Raw genomic sequence first — 23508 nt, forward strand, 5'->3', positions numbered from 1 at the left:
CGGTTCCTCCCGATTGTTCCGTACGTAGCAACGCTTTCGACGCACTACTCGTTACCGTGGCACATGGAGGACTACGATCGGTTCCGGATCTACTCGGTCGCGCTCGACCCGGAGTACTGTCCGCAGTGTGGAACCGCGGTCGGGGCGCGCGATTTCGACGCCGGAGCGATGGACTGGTGCGAGGAGTGCGAGATGGTGTTCTCGCGGAACCCGCTCGCGGCCGTCCACGTGGTCGTCCGCGACGACGACCACGTGTTGCTGCTGGACGAACCGATCCCCCAGCACGAGGGCGTCCTGAGCCTCCCCGGCGGCCACGCCGGTCACGACGAGGGTCCGCGCGAGGCCGTCCTCCGCGAACTCGCGGAGGAGACGGGGCTCGACGCCGCGCCCGACGCGCTCTCGCTCGTCACGGTCCGGCACGTCGAGACGCCGGAGGTCGCGTATCACTTCGCGACCTATGCGCTCGACCTCGCGGACGCGTCCGGCGACCTGCGGCCCGAGGCCGAGGGGTTCGAGGTTCGGCGCGAGCCCGTCGCGGACGTTCTCGCCGGCGACGTCCGATTGCGGGACTCCGACCGCGAACGCATCGCGAAGGCGTTCGAGCGAGAGCCCTCGGCGTAGGCTCTAAGGAGGCCCCGGAGCACAGTCGACAGCGCTCGGTCGGCGTCGGACAGTCGTCCGCAGTCACGATCGCGTCCTCGTAGGATGCCACCGCGTCCATCACGGCCCGGCGGTCCGCGTCCGGGACGTCGAACTCGCGGAGCGCGCCGTCGAGGTGCTCGGCGACTCGCTCGAAGTGCGCCGGCGTGACGCCCAGGTGGTCGTGGGCGGTCGCCATGTCGTCGCCGTCGTAATCGGCCGGGCCGCCCGTGACGCGACAGAGGAACATGGTCTGGTGGGACCGCAGTGCGTCGGTGTCAGCCTCCGCGAAGTAATGTTCGAGGTCGTCGTCGCCCAGCACGCGGTCGTAGAACTCGTCGACAACCGCCTCGATTCCTGCTCGCTCCCCGAGTCGCGCGTACAGCGTCTCGTCTGCCATCGACGTTCCGTCCGGCCTGGTCGTTCAAGAAACTAACTGTGTTCCGTCTCGAAACGCCCGGCGGACCGGCCCGCCGGTCCGCGTTCGCCGACCGCGTTCCCGAAGCCTTTTGCTGTCCGTCCCCGAGGCTCCGGGTATGAAGGAGTCGCTGATGGACGTACTCTGCTGTCCGATGGACAAGTCCGAACTCGAACTGGAGGTCGACGAGCGCGCCGACGACGACGAGGTGCTCACCGGGACGCTCGTCTGCACGGAGTGCGGCGAGTCTTACCCGATCGAGGACGGCATCCCGAACCTGCTCCCGCCGGACATGCGCGACGACGTCCCCGCCTGAACACTTTTGAGACTCGGTCGTGAGATAGATTCGTGGTCGATACGCTCACCGTCCATCTGAGTCGCGGCGAACTCCACGAGGTAGCGCCCGCGACGGCGGACTTCGAGACGGACGGCCCGTTCGAGCTCGAGTTCGTGAACCACGGGCGTGCCGCGCACGTCCACGTCCACCCGGACGACGCGCTCGCACGCGGCGTCAGCGTCGCGGAGTCGAACCTCTACGTGGAGACGGAATCGACCCGCGTCGTCGAAGTGGCCGTCCCGGACGGCCCCCGGCCGCTCCGGGGGACCCTGGACGTCTCGGCCGGCTACGGTGCGACCGAGGCGTCCGTCGACGTCGGCATCGTGCAGGCGCCCGACCCCGACCTCCCGGTCGACGAGACGCTCGCAGAACCGAGCGCGGAGAAGCCGTCCGGGTCGCCGGTGGACGCGCTCCTCGACGAGGAGAGCCTCCCCGTTCTCGGACTCGGCGCGGTCGCGCTCCTCCTCGCGGTCGGCGCGGCGTACGCCATCGGCGACCTCGTCGTCGCCGTCGGTGCGCTCGCCGTCCTCGCGGGCGTCGCCGTCGCCATCTACGCGCTCGTCGCCGAGTGACGCACCAGATAGCCGCGATACCACGCCCCACGGGACGACAACGTTCTTGCCGCAACCGTTCGACGACGTAGTCGATGCTCGTCGTCCAGACGACGATCCCCGTCGACGAATCGCAGTTCGAGGAAGCCACCACAGCGGCTCGCCGCGTCGCCGCCGCGAGCCGCGAGGAATCGGGCACGCTCGGGTACGTGGCCGCGACGACCGTCGGCGACGACCCCGCGCTCGTGTTCGTCGAACGCTACGAAGACGTCGACGCCGCCCGCTCCCACCAGGACACCGACCACTACGCGGCGTTCGTCGACGCCGTCTGCGAGTTCGCCGACGGCCAGACGACCACTCACCAGTACGAGGTCGCGAACCACGAGGCAGTCACGTTCACGACAGCGGAACTCCGCGACTCGATCTGACTGTCCGGTGGACCTCGGCGACTCGATCTGACTGTCCGGCGGGGCTCGGCGACTCGATCTAACTGTCCGGCGGGCCTCCTCCGCGCGATCTGACTGTCCGGCGGGCCTCCGCCGCGCGATCTGACTACTCTACGAGTGCGCGTGGCGACCCCGCCGACGACTGACCGCCGGAACGGTCCGACCGCGTGAGCCTACTCCGCGTCGTCGGTCGGGACGCCACCGAGGTTGCCGTCCTCGTCCATCCGTTTCTCGCGGAGGTATCGCGCGCGCCAGCGGTTCGCGCCGTCCCGGAAGTCTGCCTCGCGGACGTCGCCGGCGTCGCCGTCCGCGACCCGGTCGACGATCGCCTCGATCTGTTCTTTCTCGCTCGGCGTCAGCTCGAACTCGTAGGTGCGAGTCTCCTCGCCCTCGATCTTCGTCCACTGGCGTGCCGCGGACACCACCATCGAGCACGGTTCGCGGCACGGGAACGCGCCGTCGCCGCCGTCGGCCTCCAGTTCCGTGTCGTCGTCGTACTGCCACTCCCGGCGCTTCAGGCACTGCGAGTCCGCACAGCACGCGTTCGCGACGCGCTCGACGTGCTCGGTGCCTTCGCCCCGGTTCCACGTCTGCACGACGCCGTAGATCCCGGACTGGCGCGCCATCGTCGACTCCCAGTGGTCGACGTCGAGGTTCCCCTGGCGTTCCCGGTGCCAGTTCGCGACGGTCGCCGGATACACCGTCTCGACGAGTTCGAGGACCTCAGCGCTCGTCAGCTCGGGGAACCGCCAGCCGTCGACGAGCGTCGGCGCGGTCTTCAGCGGCCGATACCGGTCGTGCGCGTCGAACTTCGCGATATCTCGAGCCTCGCGCGGCTCCAGGTGGTCGACGAGGTCGTCGGGGTCGGCGTCCGCGTCGGCGACGTGCCGGACCTCGTACCGCCGGTAGCCGTCCTCGGCGAGCTCGACCGACACGTGGAGCTGCCCCCACTCGCGGGTGATCCCGTGCTCGAGGGCGTCGTACCGGTCGGGGACCTCCGTCGGCTCGAACGTGGTACCGTGGGTCGCGTCCCCGCCCCGGCCGCGGGTCCGCGTCGGCGCGTCGTGGTCGGCGACGCGTTCGAGGAACCGCAGGAAGTCGTATCGTGCGGACCCCTCTCGCGGCGCGACGTCGTGCCAGAAGTACCAGTTCGTCACCCACTCGTCGTTCGCGCGCGCTACCCGCCGGAGGTCGTCCTCGTCGAGACCGACTCGTTCCAGGTCCGGGAGCGAAAACCGGTAGCCGTCGTCCTCGCGGGTGACGTGCAGGCCGTCGAACGCGATGTCGTCCTCGACCGTGACCGCAGCCGCGAGCGCGGCGAGTTGCTCGTCGTCCATCGAATCAGGCCTCCGTCGCCGCGGCGTCGCGAGTGTGCTCGCGGACGTACTCGACGGCCGCCTCGACGTCGGCGCCCGCGTCCAGCGCCCGCTCGAGGACGACGTCCGCCATCAGCGGCTCGGTGCCGACGGCGCCCGAGTACCAGATGTAGTGGCCGTTCACTTTCTCCGGGGTCTCCCAGCCCGTTCGGTAGTCGTCGGTGAGCCCCATGTCCTCGGGGATGTCCTCCTGCGTGTGGTAGCCGTCGGCGACGAACAGCGGCACCACGACGACGTCCTCGCTCTCGAAGAACTCGGTGACGTCGTCGACCTCCGGGTCCTCGTCCATGAACAGCGCCTGCACCTCGTCGAAGCGGTCCATCTCTCGGATGCGGTCGGCGTGGTACTCGATCGCCTTCGCGGAGTTCTCGTTGCGCTTCGTCCCGTGACCGACCACGGCGAGGCCGAATCCCTCGCCGACGTCGGGGTCGCCCGTGATGCTCTCGGCGCGTCGCACGATGACGTCGCTCATCGCGTCGTGCGTGCCGACCGGTCCGCAGTAGTGCACGGTCTTGTCGACGTCGCTCGCCTGGAGCGTCGCGTGCGTCGCACTCGTCCCGTCGGACGCCCAGGCGTCCGGGTCCCAGCCCTCCAGCCGGAGTTCCCGCGGGATGACCTCCTCCGTGAAGTACCCCTCCGAGACGAACAGCGGGACGACGTACACCTCCTCGGACTCGAGGGTCCGCAGGACCTCCCGGAAATGCGGCTCCTCCTTCCAGAACGCCTCGCGGACCTCGTCGAACGCCGCCGTCTCCCGGATGGTGTCGGCGTGCGCGTACGTCGGCGTGCTCGACTCCGGATTGAGGTGCGAGCCGTGCGCGACGATGACCAGCGCTTGCATGTCTCAGCGTACGTACCACCGCCCTATCACGGTTGCTCTTTCGGAACTCCGGCTCCGGACGGCTTCCGGCCGCGTCGATCGAGCCAAACACGTCGTCTGGCCGAACTAATTTTGGACAGGGCTCTCGAACGCCGGGAACGTGAACCGACGCCAGTTGTTGTCGAGTCTTGGGCTCGCGGCCGTCGCGGGCTGCCTCCGGCTCGAATCCGACGGGACGAGCACGACCGGTCGGTCGACGACCACTCGAGCGGCGGGACCCACGGCGAAGAGCTCCGGGGAACCCGCCGACCCGACGACGCAGGAGTCGACGGAGACCACGAACGAGGAGCCGACCGAGACGGAGGCTGCGGTCACGGCGGTGGAACTCGCCGAAGTCTGGCAGCGAGACATTCAGGCGCGGAAACTCGAGGTCGACGGTGACCGGCTCCACGTCGGTTCGTGGGGTTCGATCCAGGGGATCGACCCGGCTTCGGGCCGAACGGACTGGACGATCGACGTCGACGAGTCGGGGTCCGTCGACCGATTCACGGTCACGTCGGAGGACGTGTTCGTCGCCACGACGAAGGCCGATCACGAACGGGCGCTGTTCTCGGCGTACGACCGCGAATCGAGGACTCGACGGTGGACGGCGCGCGGCGAGTACGGGAACTCGTTCGACGACCCCAGGCCGTCTGGCGACGTCGTGGCCGTCACGACGGGCGCGGTGGACGCGAAACCGGACCAGGACGGAGTACAGAACCGGGGGAGCGTCGCGGTCCTCGACCGGGAGACGGGCGAGCGCGTCTGGCAGCCGACGGGCTACGGTGGCGGCGACGGGACCGTCTCGGGGGCAGCGCTCGACGACGGCACGCTCGCCGTCCTCGGGAGTGCCGTCGTCGGGTACGACGTCGACTCTCGCTCCGAACGCTGGCGGTTCGACGACGCGATTTCAGTGAAGCCGCCGCTGTCGGTCGACGGAACCCTGTACGTTCCGCTGATGGGGGACGTTCAGGCGGTATCGGCGGCCTCCGGGTCGGTGCAGTGGACGGCGAGCACGCGCGGTCAGCCGACGGTCCGGCCGCGACTGGTGGACGACGTCCTCGTCGTCCGAACTGGCGACGTCGTCGAGACGTTCGACCCGGAGTCGGGGGAGCGGCGCTGGTCTCGCCCGACGACGGGGCCGAGCTACGCGCCACCCGTCGCGCTCGACGGCCTGCTCTTCACGTTCGACGAGTACGGGATGGCGTACGCGAACGACCTCGAATCGGGACGCGGCCTCCTGTCCGAGACGCTGACAGAGGAGCGCGTGGACGCGACCGCCGCGGACCCGGAGAACGGCCTCGTCTTCGTCGGGACGGCCGACGAAGTCACGGCGTACCGGGTCGAGACGCAGCGGTAGGCCGAGACGGTGGGCGCTAGAGGAGTAGGCAGTCCGATCAAAACCAGCAGTCGCTACGATCGACGTGTTGACGGCGGTACGGCGCGTCCTCGGTTCCTCCTCGTGGCCGCACTCGTCGCGGCCGTGCGCATCGCTGACTGCTCGCGCCCGGGACGACGCGGAGAGCGACGGCGCCGCGAAGTACTCGCACGCGAACGCGACGTTCGAGTGGACGCGGACGCGTCTTCCCCGGGGAGGCCGAACGCCGCGCATTCTTCGCTCCCGGGAGCGCGGGCCGCGACCGCGTCGCTTTTGCCGGCGCGCGCCCCGGATTCCGGCATGAGTCTCGCCGAACGCACCCGGGACGCGGCCCGCGACCACCCGTTCCTCGTCGACGCACTCCGTGCGGGCGTCGCGAACTACGCCGCCGCGGCGCGCTACCTCGACGTCGACGGCGACCCCGACGCCGTCGCGACCGCGCTCCGCCGGTACGCCGACGACCTCCCCGACCGCGCGCCCGCAGAGCGCGACGTTCGCGTGACGATGGAGCGGGGCGTCGGACGCATCGAGGACGCAGGGACCGCTTCCGCGCGCGAGGTCCTCCTGTCGGTGTCCGGGAGCGCGTTCGGCGCGACCGACGACGGGAAGACCGCCGTCCTCGCGACTGGCGACGTCGACCTGGACGCCGTCCGCGCCGCGCTCGACGCGCTCGCCGTCGAGGGCGTCGCCGTGGACGCGCTCGCGCACGCCGACGACGTCCTCGCCGTCGTCGTCCCGAAGCTCGACGCCGCGAACGCGCTCCGCGCAGTCGAAGGTGCGTTCGACGCCGTCGCGACGTCCCCGGTCACGACCTGACCGGGGCCCGCTCGGTCGGCTCCGGCGCTCCCCCGTCGGGGACGGCTCGCCGCGCGTTCGCCGTAATATTTTCGAGCAAAGTGCTACGCATCCCGCTGCCTTCGGGGGACCGGTTCGGACGAACGGACCAGCGTCCCACGGCATTCGGGCGGTAGCTGGTGCAGACGACGAAAATACAGTAAAGCCCCAGCCAGCGATGTGTGCTAATTGTTATCATGAACTTGGTCAGTCGTCGGTGGCCCGCCGGTGTCGCGGACGCCGAGAGCGCGGTACCGGGGGTCGTCACTGGACGCGAACCAGTCGAGGCTCGGTCGAACGCGCGCCGCAACGGAGGGCGTCGAACGCGTCCGAACGTCCCGCTGGTTCCACGTCGAGGGGCACGATGAGTCGACGCGACCGTCCACCGGCGATGGCCGCGAAGCCGCTACTGGTCGCGCTCGTCGCCCTGACGGTCGTCGCGAGCGCACCGGCCGCCGCGATCGGTGTCGCAACGGCCCAGACTCCCGCGGCCGCTACCCCGGCCCCCATAACGCAGTCGGCCACGACGTCGAACTCGGCTGCGACGTCGCACCCGGCGGCATCCACGGCGAACAAGGAGTCGATACCGCTCGATCCGACACACCTTGACGTTTCGGCGACGCCTGCCGTGCAGACGCCCGCAGACGTCACGGGGTTCGACGCCCCCGCGACCGTCCTGCAGTCCAGTAGCGACGCGGCCGAGCGAGGCGTCGAGGAGGGGGCCGAGCTGGCCCAGCGTCAGGGTGCGAACGTCACGCAGGCTCAGATCGCGGCCGCGAAGGAAGCCGCGGTCGGCGTGGCGAGTCAGCACCAGGAGGTGAACGTCACGCAGGTCCAGCGCGCGGCGCGCGGCGCTGCCCACGGCGCGCTCGTGCAGGCCCAGTCCGCGAACGTCACGCAGATCCAGGCGTCGGTCGCCGGAAGCTTCGACGGCGCACTGACTCAGTCCCAGTCGGCCAACGTGACGCAGTTGCAGAGCGCGGCCTGGGGTGCGGCTCACGGGTCGCTCGCGCAGGCCCAGCGCGTCTCGGTGACGCAGGTACAGCAAGCTGCGGCGGGGGCGGCCTCCGGCGCGGCCCGGGGCGCGGGTAAGCAGAAGGTCCCCGACGTCGGGAAGGTCCAGGAGGCCGCCCAGGGCGGGGCGTACGGCGCGCTCGAACGCGACGGCAAGCCCGAGAAGACTCACGGTGCGGCGAAAGGTGGCGCCGAGGGCGCACTCGAACAGAGCCAGCAGGCGAACGTGAAGCAAGTGCAGGTGGCCGCCCTCGGCGGCGCGGAAGGCGCCGTCTCCCAGAGCCAGCAGGCGACGGTCAGGCAGGTGCAGGCCGCGAGCCACGGCGGTGCGGCCGGCGCGATCTCCCAGAGTCAGACCGTCAACGTCGTCCAGATACAGATCGCTGCCGGGGGTGCTGCGTCCGGCGCGCTCTCCCAGAGCCAGTCGGCGAGCGTCACGCAGATCCAGTCCGCGGCCAGGGGCGCCTGCCGGGGCGTCCTCGGGCAGGTGACGCAAGTCCAGGTCGTGAACATCGTCCAGATACAGATATTCGTCCAGATCACGGCCGCCGAGACCACGAAGGAGGCCGTGAAGGACGGGGAGTCCAGTCCGTCGAAGATTACGCGAGACGGCGAGCGGAAGGGCAAGGACAAGTACCGCTCGCCCGGCGACCGCGACCGCGACGGCCTCTCCGACGACCAGGAGCGCCTCATCAGCACCGACCCGAACGACGTCGACACCGACGGCGACGGCCTGAACGACGGGACCGAGGTCCTCATCGAGTCCACCGACCCGCTGAACCCCGACACTGACGGCGACGGCGTCGACGACGGCGAGGAGGTCGAGATCGGGACGGACCCGACGCGCGCCGATACGGACCGCGACGGCGTCGACGACGGCGACGAACTCGAGCAGGGGTCGGATCCGCTCGACCCGAACGATCCGGCCGAGACCGACGCCGACGGCGACGGCCTGACGCTTCGCGAGGAGCGAGCACTCGGCACCGACCCGAACGACCTCGACACCGACGGCGACGGCATCGACGACGGGACCGAAGTGAACTCCTACGGCTCGAGCCCGCTCGCGTTCGACACGGACGGCGACGGCCTGGGCGACGGGAGCGAGGTCGACCTCGGGACGGACCCGACCGACCCCGACACCGACGGCGACGGCCTCACCGACAGAGCGGAGCTCGTCCGCGGCACCGATCCGACCGACCCCGACGACCCCGCGCCGCCGGACCCGGACGACGACGGCCTGGGAACGGCCCAGGAGGAGCGGCTCGGGACCGACCCGAACGACCCCGACACCGACGACGACGGGCTGGAGGACGGCCAAGAGGTCCTGTCCACGTTCACCGACCCGCTCGACGACGACACCGACGGCGACGGGTTCCCCGACGGTGAGGAGGTCGAGAACGACACCGACCCGCTCGACCCGAACGATCCGGTCCAGAGAGACGCCGACGACGACGGCCTCCCGGACGAGGCGGAGGAGGCCATCGGGACGAACGTGACCGACCCCGACACGGACGGCGACGGTATCTCCGACGGGACGGAGGTCGAGGAGGGAACGGACCCACTCGACCCCGACGACCCGCCGGAGGTCACGCCGCTCGCGGTCGCGACGGACTGCGAGAACGTGACCGTCACGAACCCGAACGACGTGCCCGTGACGGTGAACGTCACCGGACCGAACGGGACCGTGCAGGCCGGTCTCGCGGCGGGCGAGACCCGGCAGGTCGTGGCGGCGGCCGGCGAGTATTCGCTGACGGCGAGCACCGGCGACGGGACGACCGTTCCGCTGGGCGAGGAGAACGAGACCGAATTCGACGTCGCCGTCGACGAGTGCCCGACGGTCGCCCAGAGTCTGACGGTCGTCGAGCGCGAGCGAAACGTCTCCGTCACCAACCCGAACGACGCGCCCGTGACGGTCACCGCGACCGACGACGCGGACGCGGACGCGGCCCGGAACGAGACGGTGCCCGCGAACGAGACTGCGACGCTCGGACTCGACCCCGGCAACTACACCCTCACGGCCGAAACCGACGCCGACGCGGGAGAGCCTGTTCCCCTGAACGGCGAGCCGACCTTCAACGTCTCCATCGCGTCGGACCCCGTCGAGGCGGCCCTCGCCGCGTCCGTCGAGAACGACACGCTGATCGTCGCGAACCCCTCCGGGGTGAACGCGACGGCGAACCTGACCAACGAGACGGGAACGGTCGAGTCATTCGCGGTCTCCACCGGGGAGATCGCGACCGTCACGGACCTGGCGCCCGGTAACTACACGCTGACCGCGACCGGCGCGGAGAACGCGACGGCCCGGGTCAACGGGAACGAGACGTTCGCGTTCACCGTCGAGGAGGCCGAAGAGCCACCGGCGGAACTCGAGCCGCTGAACGCGACCGTCGAGAACGAGACGCTGACCGTCGAGAACCCCAACGACCTCGCCGTCTTCGTCACCGTGACGAACGAGACCGGGGCGAACGAGACGCTCGACGTCTCGGCGAACGACACCGCGACGCTGACCGGCTTCGCGCCCGGCAACTGGACCGCGGCGGCGGTCGCCGAGGACGACCGGCAGGTCCCCATCGACGGCAACGAGACGTTCGCGTTCACCGTCGAAACACCAGACGAACCGGCGGAACTCGAGCCGCTGAACGCGACCGTCGAGAACGAGACGCTGACCGTCGAGAATCCGAACGATGTCGACGTCACCGTCACCGTCACGAACGAGACCGGCACCAACCGGACCCTGCCGGTGGGTGCGAACGGCACCGAAAATCTGACCGACCTCGCTCCAGGAAACTGGACCGCAACCGCCACCGCCGATGACGACGGGCAGGTCCTCGTCAACGGCAACGAGACGTTCGCTTTCACCGTCGAAGCACCCGACGAACCGACCATAGAGTCGCTGAACGCGACCGCCGACAACGCGACGCTCACGGTCGAGAATCCGAACGACGTCGACGTCACCGTCACCGCCACGAACGAGACCGGCACGACCGAGACACTCGACGTCGCGGCCAACGAGTCTGCGAACCTGACCGACCTCGCACCCGGCAACTGGACGGCGACGGCGTCGACTGAAGACGACGAAGCCGTGCCGGTGAACGGGAACGAGACGTTCGAATTCACCGTCGACGCACCGGAGGAGCCGGCGCTCGAATCGCTGAACGCCACCGTCGAGAACGCCACGCTAACTGTCGAGAATCCGAACGACGTCGACGTCACCGTCACCGTGACGAACGAGAGCGGCGCGACCGAGACGCTCGACGTCCCGGCGACCGATGCCGCGTCGTTCGAAGCAATCCCGGCGGGGAACTACACCGCGACGGCCGAGACCGAGGACGACCGGTCGCTCGAGATAGACGGCAACGAGACCTTCGCGTTCTCCGTGGCGGCGGAGCCACCGGCGGAACTCGAGTCCCTCGACGCGACCGTCGAGAACGCGACGCTGGCCGTCGAGAACCCCAACGACCTGCCGGTCGTCGTGAACGCCACGAACGAGACCGACGCGAACCGGACCCTGACGGTGGACGCGAACGACACCGCGAACCTGACCGACCTCGCGCCCGGCAATTGGACCGTGACGGCGACGACTGAGGACGACAGACAAGTCCCCGTCAACGGCAACGAGACGTTCGCGTTCACCGTCGAGGCGCCGGAGGAGCCGGCACCCGAATCGCTGAACGCGACCGCCGACAACGCGACGCTCACGGTCGAGAATCCGAACGACGTCGACGTCACCGTCACCGCCACGAACGAGACCGGCACGACCGAGACACTCGACGTCGCGGCCAACGAGTCTGCGAACCTGACCGACCTCGCACCCGGCAACTGGACGGCGACGGCGTCGACTGAAGACGACGAACCCGTGCCGGTGAACGACAACGAAGCGTTCGCATTCACCGTCGAAGCGCCGGAAGAGCCGGCGCTCGAATCGTTGAACGCGACTGTCAACAACGCGACGCTGGCCATCGAGAACCCAAACGAGGTCGACGTCACTGTCACTGCTACGAACGAGACGGGTATCAGCGAGACGTTCGACGTCGCGGCCAACGGGTCTGCGAACCTGACCGACCTCGCGCCTGGAAACTGGACCGCGACGGCCGAGACCGAGGACGACCGAGCGGTTCCTGTCGACGGCAACGAGACGTTCGAATTCACCGTCGAAGAACCCGAAGCACCGGCGCTCGAATCACTCGTCGTGGTCGTCGGAAACGAGACGTTCAGCGTCGAGAACCCGAACGAGCAGGCCGCGACCGTGACGGTCGCGAACGAGTCCGGGACGGTCAACGTCACGACCGTCGATCCCGGAGTGAACGCGACCGTGAGCGGACTCGCACCGGGCAACTACACGCTGAACGCGACGAGCGAGGACGGGCGGTTCGTCCCCCTGAACGGGAACGAGACGCTGTCGATCGAACTCGTCGGCGCACCGGTCGACTCGGACGGCGACGGGTTGATCGACGAGCGCGAGGCCGAGTTGGGGACGAACGCGACGCGCGCTGACACCGACGGCGACGGCCTCGACGACGGCGAGGAGGTCGAGCGCGAGACCGACCCGCTCCACCCCGACAGCGACCTGGACGCGCTGACCGACGGCGAGGAGGTCGCCGCGGCATCGGACCCACTGAACCAGTCCGACCCCGGGTTCGTCGACGCCGACCGCTACGGGTTCGACCCCGACGACCCCAACCGGTCGATATTCTGGCTGAATCCCGCAATCGGCGCCCACGGGGTCGAGGAACCGCAACTCGTCGACTCCGAGGAGATCGAACGCCTGATCCACGAGCAGATCAACGAGGTCCGCGAGGAGAACGGACTCGACCCGCTGGCGTTCAACGACACGTTCGCGTCGGTCGCGCGCGCACACAGTGCGGACATGGCCGACCGGGACTTCTTCGAGCACGTCAATCCCGACGGCGAAGGCCCGTTCGACCGGTACAGTAGCGTCGTGGACGACGGTGCCTGTAGCGCCTACGGCGAGAACATCCAAGGGATCGGCGGCCCGACCACGAACGAGGACTTCGCGGACGCCGTCGTCTCCTGGTGGATGAACTCCTCTGAGCACCGCGCGAACGTCCTCGACCCGGACTGGGAGAGCGAGGGCATCGGCGTCTACTTCACGACGGACAGCATCAACGACACCTTCGTCGGCGGCGGCGAGACCGAGGGACTCCTCGGTCGCTCTCAGGTCTCGCTACTCGCGACGCAGAACTTCTGCGACGAGACCCAGCCGACCGAACCGACGACCACGACGACGGAGCCGACGACGACGGAGCCGCCGACGACCGAACCGACGACCACGGAGCCAACGACGACGGAGCCGACGACTACTGCTCCCACGACCACTGAGGCGACGACGACGGAGCCCACGACGACTGAACCGACGACGACGGAACCCGCCACCGAGCCGACGACCGAGTCGGAGTCGCCCTTCACGACGACCGAGGACGACCTCGACGATGCAGCTCCGAGAGGTGTCTGGCCTGCATCGCTCGCGTTGCTCGGGCTGTTCGGCGTGTTGCTCGGTCGCACTCGACGCTGACCGAGCACCCCCGCGGAGGGCTTCCGACGGGCGGAGACCGAGTCCTTTTCTTGCATCCCGGGGGTACGGACCCGTAATGACCCTGCACGTCTCGAACACGCTGACCGGCGAGCGCGAGGTCTTCGAGCCCCAGGACCCCGACGACGTCCTGCTCTACGCCTGCGGGCTCACGACGAGCGACCCCGCGCACGTCGGGCACGCTCGCCTCTGGGTGGCCGCCGACGTCATGCATCGCTACCTCGAGTACCTCGGGTACGGCGTCCGGCACGTCGAGAACTTCACGGACGTGAACGAGAAGATCGTCGCGCGCGCCGGCGACCCCGACCTCGGCGGGGACGAGGCCGCGGTCGCCCGGCACTACATCCAGCAGATGCTCGGCCAGATGCGCGCGCTGAACCTCAAGCGCGCGGAGGTGTACCCGCGCGTGAGCGAGCACGTTCCCGAGATCGTCGACCTCGTGGAGACGCTCGTCGAGAAGGGGTACGCGTACGAATCCAATGGCTCCGTCTACTTCGACGTGACCGAGTTCCCCGACTACGGGAAGCTCTCGAACCAGACCGTCGACGAGATCGAGGAGCAAGGCGACCCAGACGAGCGCGGCGAGAAACGGCATCCGGCGGACTTCGCGCTCTGGAAGGCGAACGGCGTCTCCGCGGACGCGGTCCACGAGCACCGCAAGCCGGACCATCCCGGCGAGGCCGACGGCGAGGAACCGCCGGAGGGTCAGGTGTGGGAGTCGCCGTGGGGACGGGGTCGGCCCGGCTGGCACATCGAGTGCTCGGCGATGAGCATGACGCACCTCGATTCCTCGATCGACGTGCATGTCGGCGGGCAAGACCTCGTGTTCCCGCACCACGAGAACGAGATCGCCCAGAGCGAGGCGGCGACGGACGAGCGGTTCGCGCGCTACTGGCTGCACGTCCGCTTGCTGCAGACGAAGGGCGAGAAGATGAGTTCGAGCCTCGGGAACTACTGGTCGGTCGGCGAGGCCCTGGACGCGGTCGGCGGGAACGTCCTCCGGATGTTCCTCGTGTCGACGGCGTACCACAACGAGGCCGTCTACGGCGAGGAGACGCTGCGGGAGGCCGAGGAGCGCTGGGAGCGCTTCGAGCGCGGGTACGAGCGAGCTATCGAGGCGTGCGACAGCGAAGCGGCGCGGACGAAGGTCGAGGACGTCGACCTCCGGCACGCGGTCGCGGACGCCCGCCAGTCGTTCGAGGACGGCATGGACGACGACTTCAACACGCGGAAGGCGGTGACGGCGCTCCTCGAACTCGTCGGCGCGGTCCACGAGCACGTCGACGGCCGCGAGCAGTACGACTACCGCGCGCTCCACTACGCCGTGGACGCGTTCGAGGAACTCGGCGGGGACGTCCTCGGGTTCGCGTTCGACGCCGCACCCGACGGCGAGGCCGACCTCGCCGGCGACGTCGTCGACCTCGTCCTCTCCGTTCGCGAACGCGAGCGCGACGCCGGGAACTACGAGCGCGCGGACGAACTCCGCGACGAGCTGGAAGCTCTCGGCGTGGAAGTACAGGACACCGACGACGGCCCCTCGTACCGACTCTGAGCGCGAACAGGAGCGTCCACGTCCGCGCCGCACCCGAATCTCCTTGACCGGTCCTTTAAGACCCGGCGGTGTTTGCGGTGGGGTATGCATCTCGATAGACGGGCGCTCGTCGCGCTCGCACTCGTATCGACGCTCGCGACAGCCGGCTGCCTCGGCTTCCTCTCGGGGACCACGTCCGTGGAGGCGTCCCCGGCGGTCGTCGACGATGCGACGGCGAGCGACGCCCAGTACGAGAAGACCGACACGCGCGACGTCAGCGTGAACCGGACGTTCTCGGCGGCCGACCAGGAGCGCACCGTCGAGGTGACGAACTGGGCGGTCGAGTACCACAAGACCGTGAGCGTCGGCCCGCTCGTCGACCAGAAAGCGGCGGTGTTCGCGACGTTCTCCTCGCCGGAGGTCAGCGTCCTCGGCCAGTCGTTCAACCCGCTCTCCGAACTCGGCACGAAGGAGTTCGCGCAACGCATGCAAGGTCAGTACGACGGCCTGACCGTCGGTGACGAGGTGAACTCGACGACGGTCCGCGTCGCGGGCGAGGAGACGAACGTCTCCCAGTTCGAGGGCACCGCGACGTTCGACGGCCAGGAGGTCGACGTCTACGTCGTCGTCAGCGAACCGGTCAAGCACGAGGGCGACTACGTCGTCGCGATGGCGGTCTACCCGCAGGCGATGGACGGCGAGTACGAGACCGTGCTCCGCATGATGCGGAACGTCGACCACCCTAGCGACGAGTCCGCCGAGTAGTTCGACGGCCGCCTCCTCCACCTCGCACGCAACTCGGCCGCGACCAGACAGGAGTCTTTTACCGACCGCTCTCGCTTCTCGACGTAACGCTCATCGCTGGAGAGGATCCGAGCAGAAGCAGTCGTCGTGGCGCGAAACGGATTACCGGTCGAGGACCGTCGTTCGCCGCGCCGGGGCTGCTTCAGCGCGTGCGACCGACGGACTCTCAGCGTCGAACGTCGTCGCGCTCGCGGACTGCGGCGAAACCACGCTCGACGACGCACCGAGACCGGTCGGTGCCGCGAGACTGTTCGAGCCGCTGTTGTTCACGTCGATCTCGTGCACGGCCACCTTCAGGAACGTGATCGGCGGCGGCAGCACGCCGTCCTCGAGCTCGAGTGTTGGTTTCACTCCTGCTAGCTCGTTGTCGTACGTGACAGTCGTTCCTTGTTGCATGGCTGTCGGACCGCCAACGATTGCTCCCTTGAACTCCGTTGAGCCCGTCGAGATGCACATGTCCCAGCCGTTACAATTACTTGAGCCAGTCGGAGCTACAGGGTTAGCCTCACCACCTCCGTCCCACCGTTCCAAAGCCGGTTCGTTTCTAGGAGCGTAGATGGTTCCGGTGAACGTAGCACTATTTTGCCACACTGCGAGCATTTCAGAGGTGCCGTAGATTTGGAGGTGTTTTGCACTTCCTGCACCGACTTCGCCATTATTTTGGCTATAGTTCCCGGTCGTATATATTCGAACCACATTCTCAGTATTGGTGCCAATAACGTCGAGGCTGCCACCATCGATTGACATATTACCGTCGATGATCAACGTCACGTTACCGTCCGAAACGTCGATTTCTCTTTCACTGGACAGTTTGAAACCGTTGGAATCGAAGTACGTGCCAGCAGTGGTAATGTCTCCGTCATCAACGATATCGTGTTCGCTGATGGAGTCATCTGAATCATCGTCCACGACCTCACTTGCGTTTTTCACCTTCCGCTCGATGGCGGTATCGAGTTCGTACAGGTCGGACTCGGCGTTCTCCTCGCCGTCGACATCATTCCCATTCTTGCAATCGTAAACTTCTCCTGAAGCAGCGATAGAGTCGGGTGACTCCTTGTTTTTGACGCAAATATCACCATCTTCACCGCCGGTTGCCATGACACCCTTCTGGAAGTCCCCGTTCGCGACTGGCTGTCCGAGCTTCACCTTCACGGTTCCCTTGTCGCCTGGGGGCGAGTGGTCGACGGAGACGGCGACGTCGTTCGTTTGCGTGCGGAAGTACTCCGCCCAGCCCATGTAGTACTCGCTCGTGATGTGCAGCGTCACGAGTTCGCCTTTCACGAAGCTGTTGTTGCTGCTCGAGGAGTTTGTACCGCGTTTGTTGATGTTCAGTTCGCCTGGCCGAACTTGCTCATCACCATCCAGTGCCGGTATGGGGAACGTCAGCGAGCCGTTCTGGTACTCGACGGGGGGCCGCGATACCATCCGCGACTCCTTGCCGGTGTTACGCCAGACGCCGCCGGCCTGGTACGCGATGGTCTCGCCGTTGTTCTCGTACACCAGCGCGCCGATCGACACTGTTTTCGTTGTGTTATCGCCGACCTCGACGCGGATCGTCCCGGTGTCCTCCTGCCTGAACGCCGCGGTCTGGTCTTGGACGTCGAAGTTCATCGAGCGGTACTTCTGGCGCCCGAACGCGACGCTGGAGACGTCCTTGTTGAACTCGCGGAACGTGTTCTCGACCTGGGTCTCCTGTGCGTTGTTCTGTGACTGGTCGATCGTCGCTGCCCCGACGACGAACAGCGAGACGGACGCCGCGGCGACCAACCCGATCATCAGGACGACGGCCATGACCGACGTCTGTGATCGACTCTCACCGGTCACTCCTCCTCACCTCCGCGCGTCGTTCGCTGGCATCCCTGCCCCGAGGGGATCCGTGTTGCATAGTGTGCCTAGAAAGCGTCCCTTACCAAATGTATGACGTAACGATGCAACACGTTCCAAAATAATATTATGATAACGTTCAAAAACACATAGATAGTTACCATGCAAGGATGCCTGTATTAGGTCTATAGTGGTTTTGGCCTCCTTTTAACCAGTGAATATTACCATTGGTTTGTCGCAGGGGCCGATTCGGGCCCGTTCCTGCTGGAGAACCAAACAGAAATCGCGGCTTGAACGATGGGTCGCCCCGTTCAATCGGGGCCTGAAACGCGCGAATTCGTCACTCGCCCGTCCACTCGGGCTCCCGGTCCTCGAAGAACGCGTCGATGCCCTCGTCCTTGTCCACTGACGAGAACAGCAGCGCGAACAGCTCCGCCTCGTACTCGATGCCCTGCTCCAGGTCCATCCGCGACCCCGCCTGCACCGCATCCTTCGCGAGTTCGAGCGCCAGCGGGCTCTTCTCGGCCATCCGCCCGGCGAGTTCGTACACGCGCTCGTCCAACTCGCCCTCATCGCAGACCTCGTCGACCAGCCCGATGTCCGCCGCCTCCTCCGCGTCGACCAGCTCGCCGGAGAGAACCAACCGCATCGCCTGGCCTTCGCCGACTAGTCTCGGCAGCCGCTGGGTCGCGCCGCCGCCGGGCATGATGCCGAGGTTGATCTCCGGCTGGCCGAGCTTCGCCCCCGCGCTCGCGATCCGAACGTCGCACCCGAGCGCGAGTTCGTTCCCGCCGCCGAGACAGTGGCCGTTGATGCGCGCGAGCACCGGCTTCTCGAGGTCGTCGACGTACTCGTAGACGCGCGGTCGCTTCGACGCCTCGCGCTGCTCGACCGCGTTCCGTTCCCGGAGCTCGGAGACGTCCGCGCCCGCGACGAACGCGTCGGACTCGTCCGAGCCAGTCAACACGACGACGCGGACGTCGTCGTCGGCCTCGACCGCGTCGAGGACGTCCTTCAGTTCGCGGCGCAACTGCGCGTTCAGCGCGTTCCGCTTGTCGGGTCGTTCGAGCGTGACAGTCGCGACGTACTCGGCGTGCTCGCCGACGGACGCGGCGACGAGGTCGCAATCGTCAGCGGCGTCGACTACTCCCATACCGGCCCCTCCGAACCGTCGTCGCTACTCGCCTGGCCGGCGGCCGCGGCGTCCTCGCTCACGCCCACGACCTCGCCGTCCTCCCACACGTAGTAGCCCTCGCCGGTCTTCTTCCCGAGCTTGCCCGCGCGGACCTTCCGGCGGAGCGACTGCGGCGGCTTGAAGCGCTCGCCGAGTTCCTCCCGGAGGTGCTCGAGGATGTCCAGGCGGACGTCGAGGCCGACGACGTCGCCGAGTTCGATCGGGCCCATCGGGTGGTTGTAGCCGAGTTCCATCGCCGCGTCGATGTCGCGCGGGCTGGCCACGCCCTCCTCGAGCATCCGGATCGCCTCCACGCCGAGCGCGACGCCGAGACGCGACGACGCGAACCCCGCGGTGTCGCGGACGACGACCGCCTCCTTCCCGAGGTCCTCGGCGAAGTCCGACCCGAACCGGACCGTGCGCTCGCTCGCCTGCTCGGGGACGACGACCTCGACGAGCCCCATGATGTGCACGGGATTGAAGAAGTGAAGGCCGATCGCGCGACTGGGATCGTCGAGGACGCTCGCGATCTCCGTGACGGAGAGCGAGGACGTGTTCGACGCGATGATCGCGTCGTCGTCGACGGCGGCTTCGACGTCCTCGAACGTGGACTGCTTGATCTCCATCTGTTCCGGGACGGCCTCGACGACGAGGTCGGCCCCGGCCACGGCGGAGTCCAGGTCGGTCGTGGTGTCGATCCGGTCGAGGGCCGCCGTCTTCTCGTCGGCCGTGACCTTCCCGCGGTCGACCCCGCCCTGGAGGTTCGCCTCGATCGCGTCGAGGCCGTCCTCGAGGATGCCGCTCTCGATGTCCCGCATCGTGACGTCGTGGCCGGCCATCGCGCTGACCTGCGCGATGCCGTGGCCCATCGTGCCTGCTCCGAGTACACTGATTCGCATGAGAGAAACGGAGACGGCCGGGCAGGTAAGCGTTGCCCGTCGGCATCGCCACGAACGCGGCGCTGCGCTCTCGGTCGCGACAAGTATTTCCACGGCCGCACCGCCGCGGGCCGCATCGAGACGATTCCGTCGGACGAGCAGGACGCGTCCGACGCCGTAGCCGAGCCCGTCTCGTTCAGCGAACTCCGGCCGGCCGGACCTTGAACCCGTAGCGGGTGACGCCCTCCTGCGTGTATATCCGGCGGATCGCCGCCGTGACGTCGTCGCCGACGTCGGCCGCACCGGCGGGCGCGTCCGTCGCCTGCGCCGGCGCGCTCACGGTCTCGTCACCCTCGGGGGCGTCGAACGCGACGACGACGACGTCGAAGTCGCCGCCGCGTTGCTGCTGGACGGCGAACTCAGGCGGTGCACCGCCCTGCGAGATGCTCGTCGCCGCCTCCACCGTTCCCGTCCCCGGTAGCTGGACGTCCTCGTAGCCGGCCAGCGCGCCGCAGTCGACGCACGCGCCCTCCGGCGGGAACGCGAGTGCGCCGCAGGCCTCGCACCGACCAGCGACGAGCCGATGGCGCTGGGGGAGCGTCCGCCGCCACGACGGGACGCTCACGTACGCTCCACCGCCGTCCGGTGGTCCCTCGACGACCTCGTCGCGCAACCGGAGGTACTCCGCGTACGACACCTCGACGGCGTCCTCGCGGTCGACAGCGAGTGCGGCCGGCACCGCCCCGCCAGTTCGTACGACGAACGCGTCCGCGCCCGCACCGCTCCCGTACCCCGCGACGAGCACGCGCTCGACCTCGGGGTCGTCCATGGCTTCGGCCAGTCCGAGGAGCGCGCTCGCCGCGCCCGTGTCGCCGACGTCGTGGACGGTCGCGACGCACTGGACGGCGTCGTTGTCGACGCCGAGCGCGCTCGCGGCCCGGTAGGGGAGCGCGCCGTCGGGCGCCTGCACAGCCGCCGCGTCGACGTCGACGTCGCCCTCCTCGGTGAATGCTCCGTCGTCGAGGTCGTCGACCGCGCCCGCGAGCGTCTCCCGGAACGCCGCCCGGTCGTACGTCGTCACGCCCAGGCCCTGGACGTCCTCGCTCCCGCGCTCGCGGAACCGCGTTCCCGGGCTCGGGCGGACGTGCGAACCGCGGGCTACCGCTACCCCGGGACCGTCCGGGACGACGACGAACGCCGCCGCGCCAGCGCCCGCGGCCTGGTCCTCCGCGGACGCCGGCTCGCCCTGTGGACAATCCGCTGCGACGACGAGCGCGACCGACCCTTCCGGGAGGTCCGCGTCGAACGCAGCCGCGAGCGCGCGCGTTCCCGCTCGCGTACTCCCCTCGTACACGTCGTGCCTGGCGTCCGACGGGACGCCGAGCGTGGACCCCAGGCGGACGGACACGTCCTCCTCCTCGACCGGTGGCGTCGTCGTCGCGAACGCCAGGAACCCGACCGCGTCCGCGTCCACGCCGTCCGCCCGGAGCGCGTTCGTCGCCGCCTCCCAGCCGAGCGTGAGCGCGTCCTCGTCCGCACCCGGCACGGCCTTCTCGCCGACGCCGGCGGCCTGCACCGACCCCCACGCGTCCTCGATCTCGCTCGATTCCAGTCGATGTCGGGGCGCGTACGTCCCGACCGCGCGAATCCCGTTCCGAGATGCTTCGTCGGTCATCGCGCGCTCACCTCCGGCGCCCGCTCCAGAACGTGTACGACCGCTGCACCGCCGCTCCCGCCGACGTTGTGCGTCACGCCGCGCTGCGCGTCGTCGACCTGTCGCTCGCCCGCCGCGTCGGTGAGTTGCGCGAACGCCTCGACGACCTGCCCGGCGCCCGTCGCCCCGATCGGATGCCCCTTGGACTTCAGGCCACCGGAGGTGTTCACGACGACGTCGCCGCCGTAGTCGCTCCGGCCGTCCGCGACGAAGTCGCCTGCTTCCTCGGGCGCGCAGAACCCGAGATCCGCGTACGCCATGAGCTCCGCGATGGCGAAGCAGTCGTGGACCTCCGCGAAGTCCACGGCCTCGGTCACCGCATCCGGTGCGTCGACGTCGATTCCCGCGCGGTCGTACGCGCGCTCGGCGGCCATCGCTGACGCCGGCACGCCCGCGTACGTGTCCCGCTGGAACAATCCGACCGCGTCCGACGCCGCACCGACGCCCGCGACCCGCACCGGTTCGTCGGCGAGGTCGCTCGCGACGTCCTCGCTCGCGACGAGGACCGCCGCCGCACCGTCAGTCGTCGGACAGCAGTGATAGAGCGTCAGGGGGTCCGCGACCATCGGCGCGTCCCGCGCGTCCTCGAGCGTGCACTCGAACCCCAGTTGGGCGTGCGGGTTCTTCGCCCCGTGGGCGTGGTTCTTCACCGCGACCTCCGACATCGCGTCCGGGTCGGTGCCGTGCTCGGCGACGTGCGCGCTCGCCATCTGCGCGTACACGCCCGCGAACGTCGTCCCGGAGAGGCGCTCCCACTCCGTCTCGCCGCTCACGCCGAGCCAGTACCGGGTCGCGTCGCCGGATGCGTCCGTCATCACCTCGTAGCCGCCCGCGAGCACGAGGTCCGCCATCCCCGACTTCACCGCCTGAACCGCCTGTCGGACCGCGTACCCCGACGCCGCGCACGCGTTCTCGACGCGCGTCGTCGGCACGCCGTGCAGGCCGACGTGCTCCGTGACCGCCGGCCCCGACAGCCCGATCTGGCGGCCGCCGACGCCGAGCGTCCCGACGACCGCCTCGTCCACGGCCTCGGGGTCGACGTCGCCGTCGACGCTCTCGACGGCTTCCTCGTACGCGGTCTCGAACAGGGACCGGTAGCTCTCCTCCGGGAACGAGCCGTAGTCCGATTGGCCCGCGCCCACGATGTAGGCATCTCGCATGGGGAAAGGTCGGACGCGACGCGTGAAGTAAGTTCGCGCACCGGCATCGCTACGGTCCGGGTCGTCGGCTTCGAGACGGTCGGGGGGTCGGCTTCGAGACGGTCGGGGGGTCGGCTTCGAGACGGTCGGATCGTCGGCATCGAGACGGTCGGTACGGTCACGTCGCGACGGTGTCCGATTGCCGTGACATACAAGCGTCCTCCTTGCCAGTACTCCCCATGAGCAACACGCGCATCACCGTCTCGTTGGACGACGACGCCATGGAGGCCCTGGAGGACGTGACCACACGGACCGGGCAGGGACAGAGCGAACTCGTTCGGCGGGCGCTGACGTTCTACGCGGCGAACTTCCAGGCGGCGACGACCGACGCGAGCGAGAAGCTGGAGGACTACCACAAGATGCTATCCGGCGGCGAGCACGTCCTGCTCGACGTCGACTTCCTGCACTGCTTCCTCGACTTCGTCTCGGACGAGGAGGGCGGTCGCGCCGAGGAGTTCCTGGAGGCGGCCGACGAGGTGTCGGCGTACCACGCTCGCGAGTACGAGGACGAGTTCGAGAGCCTCGACGAGATGCTGGAGTGGCTGTCGCTTTGCGGCTTCCTCTCGGTCCGGCGGAGCGACGAGAACCGCTATCACGTCGTCTTCCCGTCCGAGGAGATCCGGTGGTTCATGACGCGGTTCATCGAGGGGAGTGCTGTCCGCCTGCCGTTCGACATCGAGATCGAAGAGGGCTACACGAAGGTCATGATGACCGAACACCCGGTCGGGGAGGCGTGAGGACGAGACTTCGATCGAGGAGGCGTGACGACGAGCCTTCGATGGAAGAGGTGTGACGACCGAGACCTCGAGAAGGGTAGTCTCGAACGTCTCCACGCCTGGAACGCCACGACGCCGTCTTCTCTGTCGGCTCGGCGATCCACCGTCTCGTCGATCCACCGTCTCGTCGAACGCGTGGGTCGGCCGTTTCGTATGAGGAGTTCACACGTCTTCATACGGCGTAACACCAGCCCGATTCTGGGTG

17 protein-coding genes and 1 pseudogene are annotated in these 23508 nt (G+C 68.4%); 10 read left to right on the forward strand and 8 right to left on the reverse strand.

Annotated features, from left to right (window positions below; genetic code table 11):
- The first annotated feature begins 63 nt into the window (after positions 1-63).
- Entirely contained in the window at positions 64-621 is a 558-nt protein-coding gene (locus G9C85_RS01075; RefSeq protein WP_193570580.1) for an NUDIX hydrolase, read from the forward strand.
- 61 nt (positions 622-682) lie between these two features.
- Here the strand turns inward: G9C85_RS01075 and G9C85_RS01080 are convergent.
- Positions 683-1039: pseudogene (locus tag G9C85_RS01080) on the reverse strand (group 1 truncated hemoglobin); the annotation flags it as partial.
- Positions 1040-1175: 136 nt separating this feature from the next.
- On the opposite strand from G9C85_RS01080, the gene G9C85_RS01085 reads away from it, so the two are divergent.
- The 3 genes from G9C85_RS01085 (at position 1176) to G9C85_RS01095 (ending at position 2373) form a co-directional block, all read left to right on the forward strand.
- Entirely contained in the window at positions 1176-1373 is a 198-nt protein-coding gene (locus tag G9C85_RS01085) for a methytransferase partner Trm112 (protein WP_166036319.1), read from the forward strand.
- A 32-nt stretch (positions 1374-1405) separates the two neighbouring features.
- Positions 1406-1966: a hypothetical protein gene (locus tag G9C85_RS01090; RefSeq protein WP_166036320.1), complete on the forward strand. Its 561-nt coding sequence runs from the start codon at positions 1406-1408 to the stop codon at positions 1964-1966.
- A 74-nt stretch (positions 1967-2040) separates the two neighbouring features.
- Positions 2041-2373: a putative quinol monooxygenase gene (locus G9C85_RS01095; protein ID WP_166036321.1), complete on the forward strand. Its 333-nt coding sequence runs from the start codon at positions 2041-2043 to the stop codon at positions 2371-2373.
- Between the two features lie 191 nt (positions 2374-2564).
- On the opposite strand, the gene G9C85_RS01100 is transcribed toward G9C85_RS01095, so the two are convergent.
- Both G9C85_RS01100 and G9C85_RS01105 read right to left on the reverse strand, forming a co-directional pair.
- The gene (locus tag G9C85_RS01100) at positions 2565-3728 is read right to left on the reverse strand and encodes a DR2241 family protein (RefSeq protein ID WP_166036322.1); all 1164 of its coding nucleotides are present in this window, start codon (positions 3726-3728) and stop codon (positions 2565-2567) included.
- A gap of 4 nt (positions 3729-3732) precedes the next feature.
- Positions 3733-4608: a CbiX/SirB N-terminal domain-containing protein gene (locus tag G9C85_RS01105; protein WP_166036323.1), complete on the reverse strand. Its 876-nt coding sequence runs from the start codon at positions 4606-4608 to the stop codon at positions 3733-3735.
- Between the two features lie 139 nt (positions 4609-4747).
- On the opposite strand from G9C85_RS01105, the gene G9C85_RS01110 reads away from it, so the two are divergent.
- The 5 genes from G9C85_RS01110 to G9C85_RS01130 all read left to right on the forward strand — a co-directional run bounded on the left by G9C85_RS01110 (position 4748) and on the right by G9C85_RS01130 (position 15699).
- On the forward strand, positions 4748-5986 hold the full coding sequence (locus G9C85_RS01110) for a PQQ-binding-like beta-propeller repeat protein (RefSeq protein WP_205254293.1): 1239 nt from the start codon (positions 4748-4750) through the stop codon (positions 5984-5986).
- Between the two features lie 318 nt (positions 5987-6304).
- Complete coding sequence (locus G9C85_RS01115) at positions 6305-6820, forward strand: hypothetical protein (protein WP_166036325.1); 516 nt, start codon at positions 6305-6307, stop codon at positions 6818-6820.
- A 646-nt stretch (positions 6821-7466) separates the two neighbouring features.
- Entirely contained in the window at positions 7467-13385 is a 5919-nt protein-coding gene (locus G9C85_RS01120; RefSeq protein ID WP_166036326.1) for a CAP domain-containing protein, read from the forward strand.
- A 76-nt stretch (positions 13386-13461) separates the two neighbouring features.
- Entirely contained in the window at positions 13462-14955 is a 1494-nt protein-coding gene (gene cysS, locus G9C85_RS01125; RefSeq protein ID WP_166036327.1) for a cysteine--tRNA ligase, read from the forward strand.
- Positions 14956-15039: 84 nt separating this feature from the next.
- Positions 15040-15699, forward strand: coding sequence for a DUF6517 family protein (locus G9C85_RS01130; RefSeq protein ID WP_166036328.1), 660 nt, complete (start codon positions 15040-15042; stop codon positions 15697-15699).
- A gap of 141 nt (positions 15700-15840) precedes the next feature.
- On the opposite strand, the gene G9C85_RS01135 is transcribed toward G9C85_RS01130, so the two are convergent.
- The 5 genes from G9C85_RS01135 to G9C85_RS01155 all read right to left on the reverse strand — a co-directional run bounded on the left by G9C85_RS01135 (position 15841) and on the right by G9C85_RS01155 (position 22488).
- On the reverse strand, positions 15841-17529 hold the full coding sequence (locus G9C85_RS01135) for a hypothetical protein (RefSeq protein ID WP_166036329.1): 1689 nt from the start codon (positions 17527-17529) through the stop codon (positions 15841-15843).
- Between the two features lie 373 nt (positions 17530-17902).
- Positions 17903-18715: an enoyl-CoA hydratase/isomerase family protein gene (locus G9C85_RS01140; RefSeq protein WP_166036330.1), complete on the reverse strand. Its 813-nt coding sequence runs from the start codon at positions 18713-18715 to the stop codon at positions 17903-17905.
- The gene (locus G9C85_RS01145) at positions 18706-19635 is read right to left on the reverse strand and encodes a 3-hydroxyacyl-CoA dehydrogenase family protein (protein WP_166036331.1); all 930 of its coding nucleotides are present in this window, start codon (positions 19633-19635) and stop codon (positions 18706-18708) included. The genes G9C85_RS01140 and G9C85_RS01145 overlap by 10 nt, the downstream gene beginning before the upstream one ends.
- Before the next feature lie 175 nt (positions 19636-19810).
- On the reverse strand, positions 19811-21289 hold the full coding sequence (locus G9C85_RS01150) for a zinc ribbon domain-containing protein (protein WP_166036332.1): 1479 nt from the start codon (positions 21287-21289) through the stop codon (positions 19811-19813).
- Positions 21286-22488, reverse strand: coding sequence for a beta-ketoacyl synthase N-terminal-like domain-containing protein (locus tag G9C85_RS01155; protein WP_166036333.1), 1203 nt, complete (start codon positions 22486-22488; stop codon positions 21286-21288). The genes G9C85_RS01150 and G9C85_RS01155 overlap by 4 nt, the downstream gene beginning before the upstream one ends.
- A 218-nt stretch (positions 22489-22706) precedes the next feature.
- Here G9C85_RS01155 and G9C85_RS01160 point away from each other — a divergent pair, with 218 nt between their 5' ends.
- Positions 22707-23264: a ribbon-helix-helix protein, CopG family gene (locus G9C85_RS01160; protein WP_166036334.1), complete on the forward strand. Its 558-nt coding sequence runs from the start codon at positions 22707-22709 to the stop codon at positions 23262-23264.
- The last annotated feature ends 244 nt before the right edge of the window (positions 23265-23508 follow it).

This window comes from Halorubellus sp. JP-L1 (genome assembly GCF_011440375.1).
Classification (GTDB): domain Archaea; phylum Halobacteriota; class Halobacteria; order Halobacteriales; family Natrialbaceae; genus Halorubellus.

Coding starts and splice junctions, on each gene's coding strand:
- G9C85_RS01105 (WP_166036323.1), bottom strand. CDS start 4,608: ATGCAAGCGCTGGTCATCGTCGCGCACGGCTCGCACCTCAATCCGGAG.
- G9C85_RS01140 (WP_166036330.1), bottom strand. CDS start 18,715: ATGGGAGTAGTCGACGCCGCTGACGATTGCGACCTCGTCGCCGCGTCC.
- G9C85_RS01155 (WP_166036333.1), bottom strand. CDS start 22,488: ATGCGAGATGCCTACATCGTGGGCGCGGGCCAATCGGACTACGGCTCG.
- G9C85_RS01115 (WP_166036325.1), top strand. CDS start 6,305: ATGAGTCTCGCCGAACGCACCCGGGACGCGGCCCGCGACCACCCGTTC.
- G9C85_RS01085 (WP_166036319.1), top strand. CDS start 1,176: ATGAAGGAGTCGCTGATGGACGTACTCTGCTGTCCGATGGACAAGTCC.
- G9C85_RS01095 (WP_166036321.1), top strand. CDS start 2,041: ATGCTCGTCGTCCAGACGACGATCCCCGTCGACGAATCGCAGTTCGAG.
- G9C85_RS01135 (WP_166036329.1), bottom strand. CDS start 17,529: ATGGCCGTCGTCCTGATGATCGGGTTGGTCGCCGCGGCGTCCGTCTCG.
- G9C85_RS01150 (WP_166036332.1), bottom strand. CDS start 21,289: ATGACCGACGAAGCATCTCGGAACGGGATTCGCGCGGTCGGGACGTAC.
- G9C85_RS01160 (WP_166036334.1), top strand. CDS start 22,707: ATGAGCAACACGCGCATCACCGTCTCGTTGGACGACGACGCCATGGAG.
- G9C85_RS01145 (WP_166036331.1), bottom strand. CDS start 19,635: ATGCGAATCAGTGTACTCGGAGCAGGCACGATGGGCCACGGCATCGCG.
- G9C85_RS01130 (WP_166036328.1), top strand. CDS start 15,040: ATGCATCTCGATAGACGGGCGCTCGTCGCGCTCGCACTCGTATCGACG.
- cysS (WP_166036327.1), top strand. CDS start 13,462: ATGACCCTGCACGTCTCGAACACGCTGACCGGCGAGCGCGAGGTCTTC.
- G9C85_RS01075 (WP_193570580.1), top strand. CDS start 64: ATGGAGGACTACGATCGGTTCCGGATCTACTCGGTCGCGCTCGACCCG.
- G9C85_RS01100 (WP_166036322.1), bottom strand. CDS start 3,728: ATGGACGACGAGCAACTCGCCGCGCTCGCGGCTGCGGTCACGGTCGAG.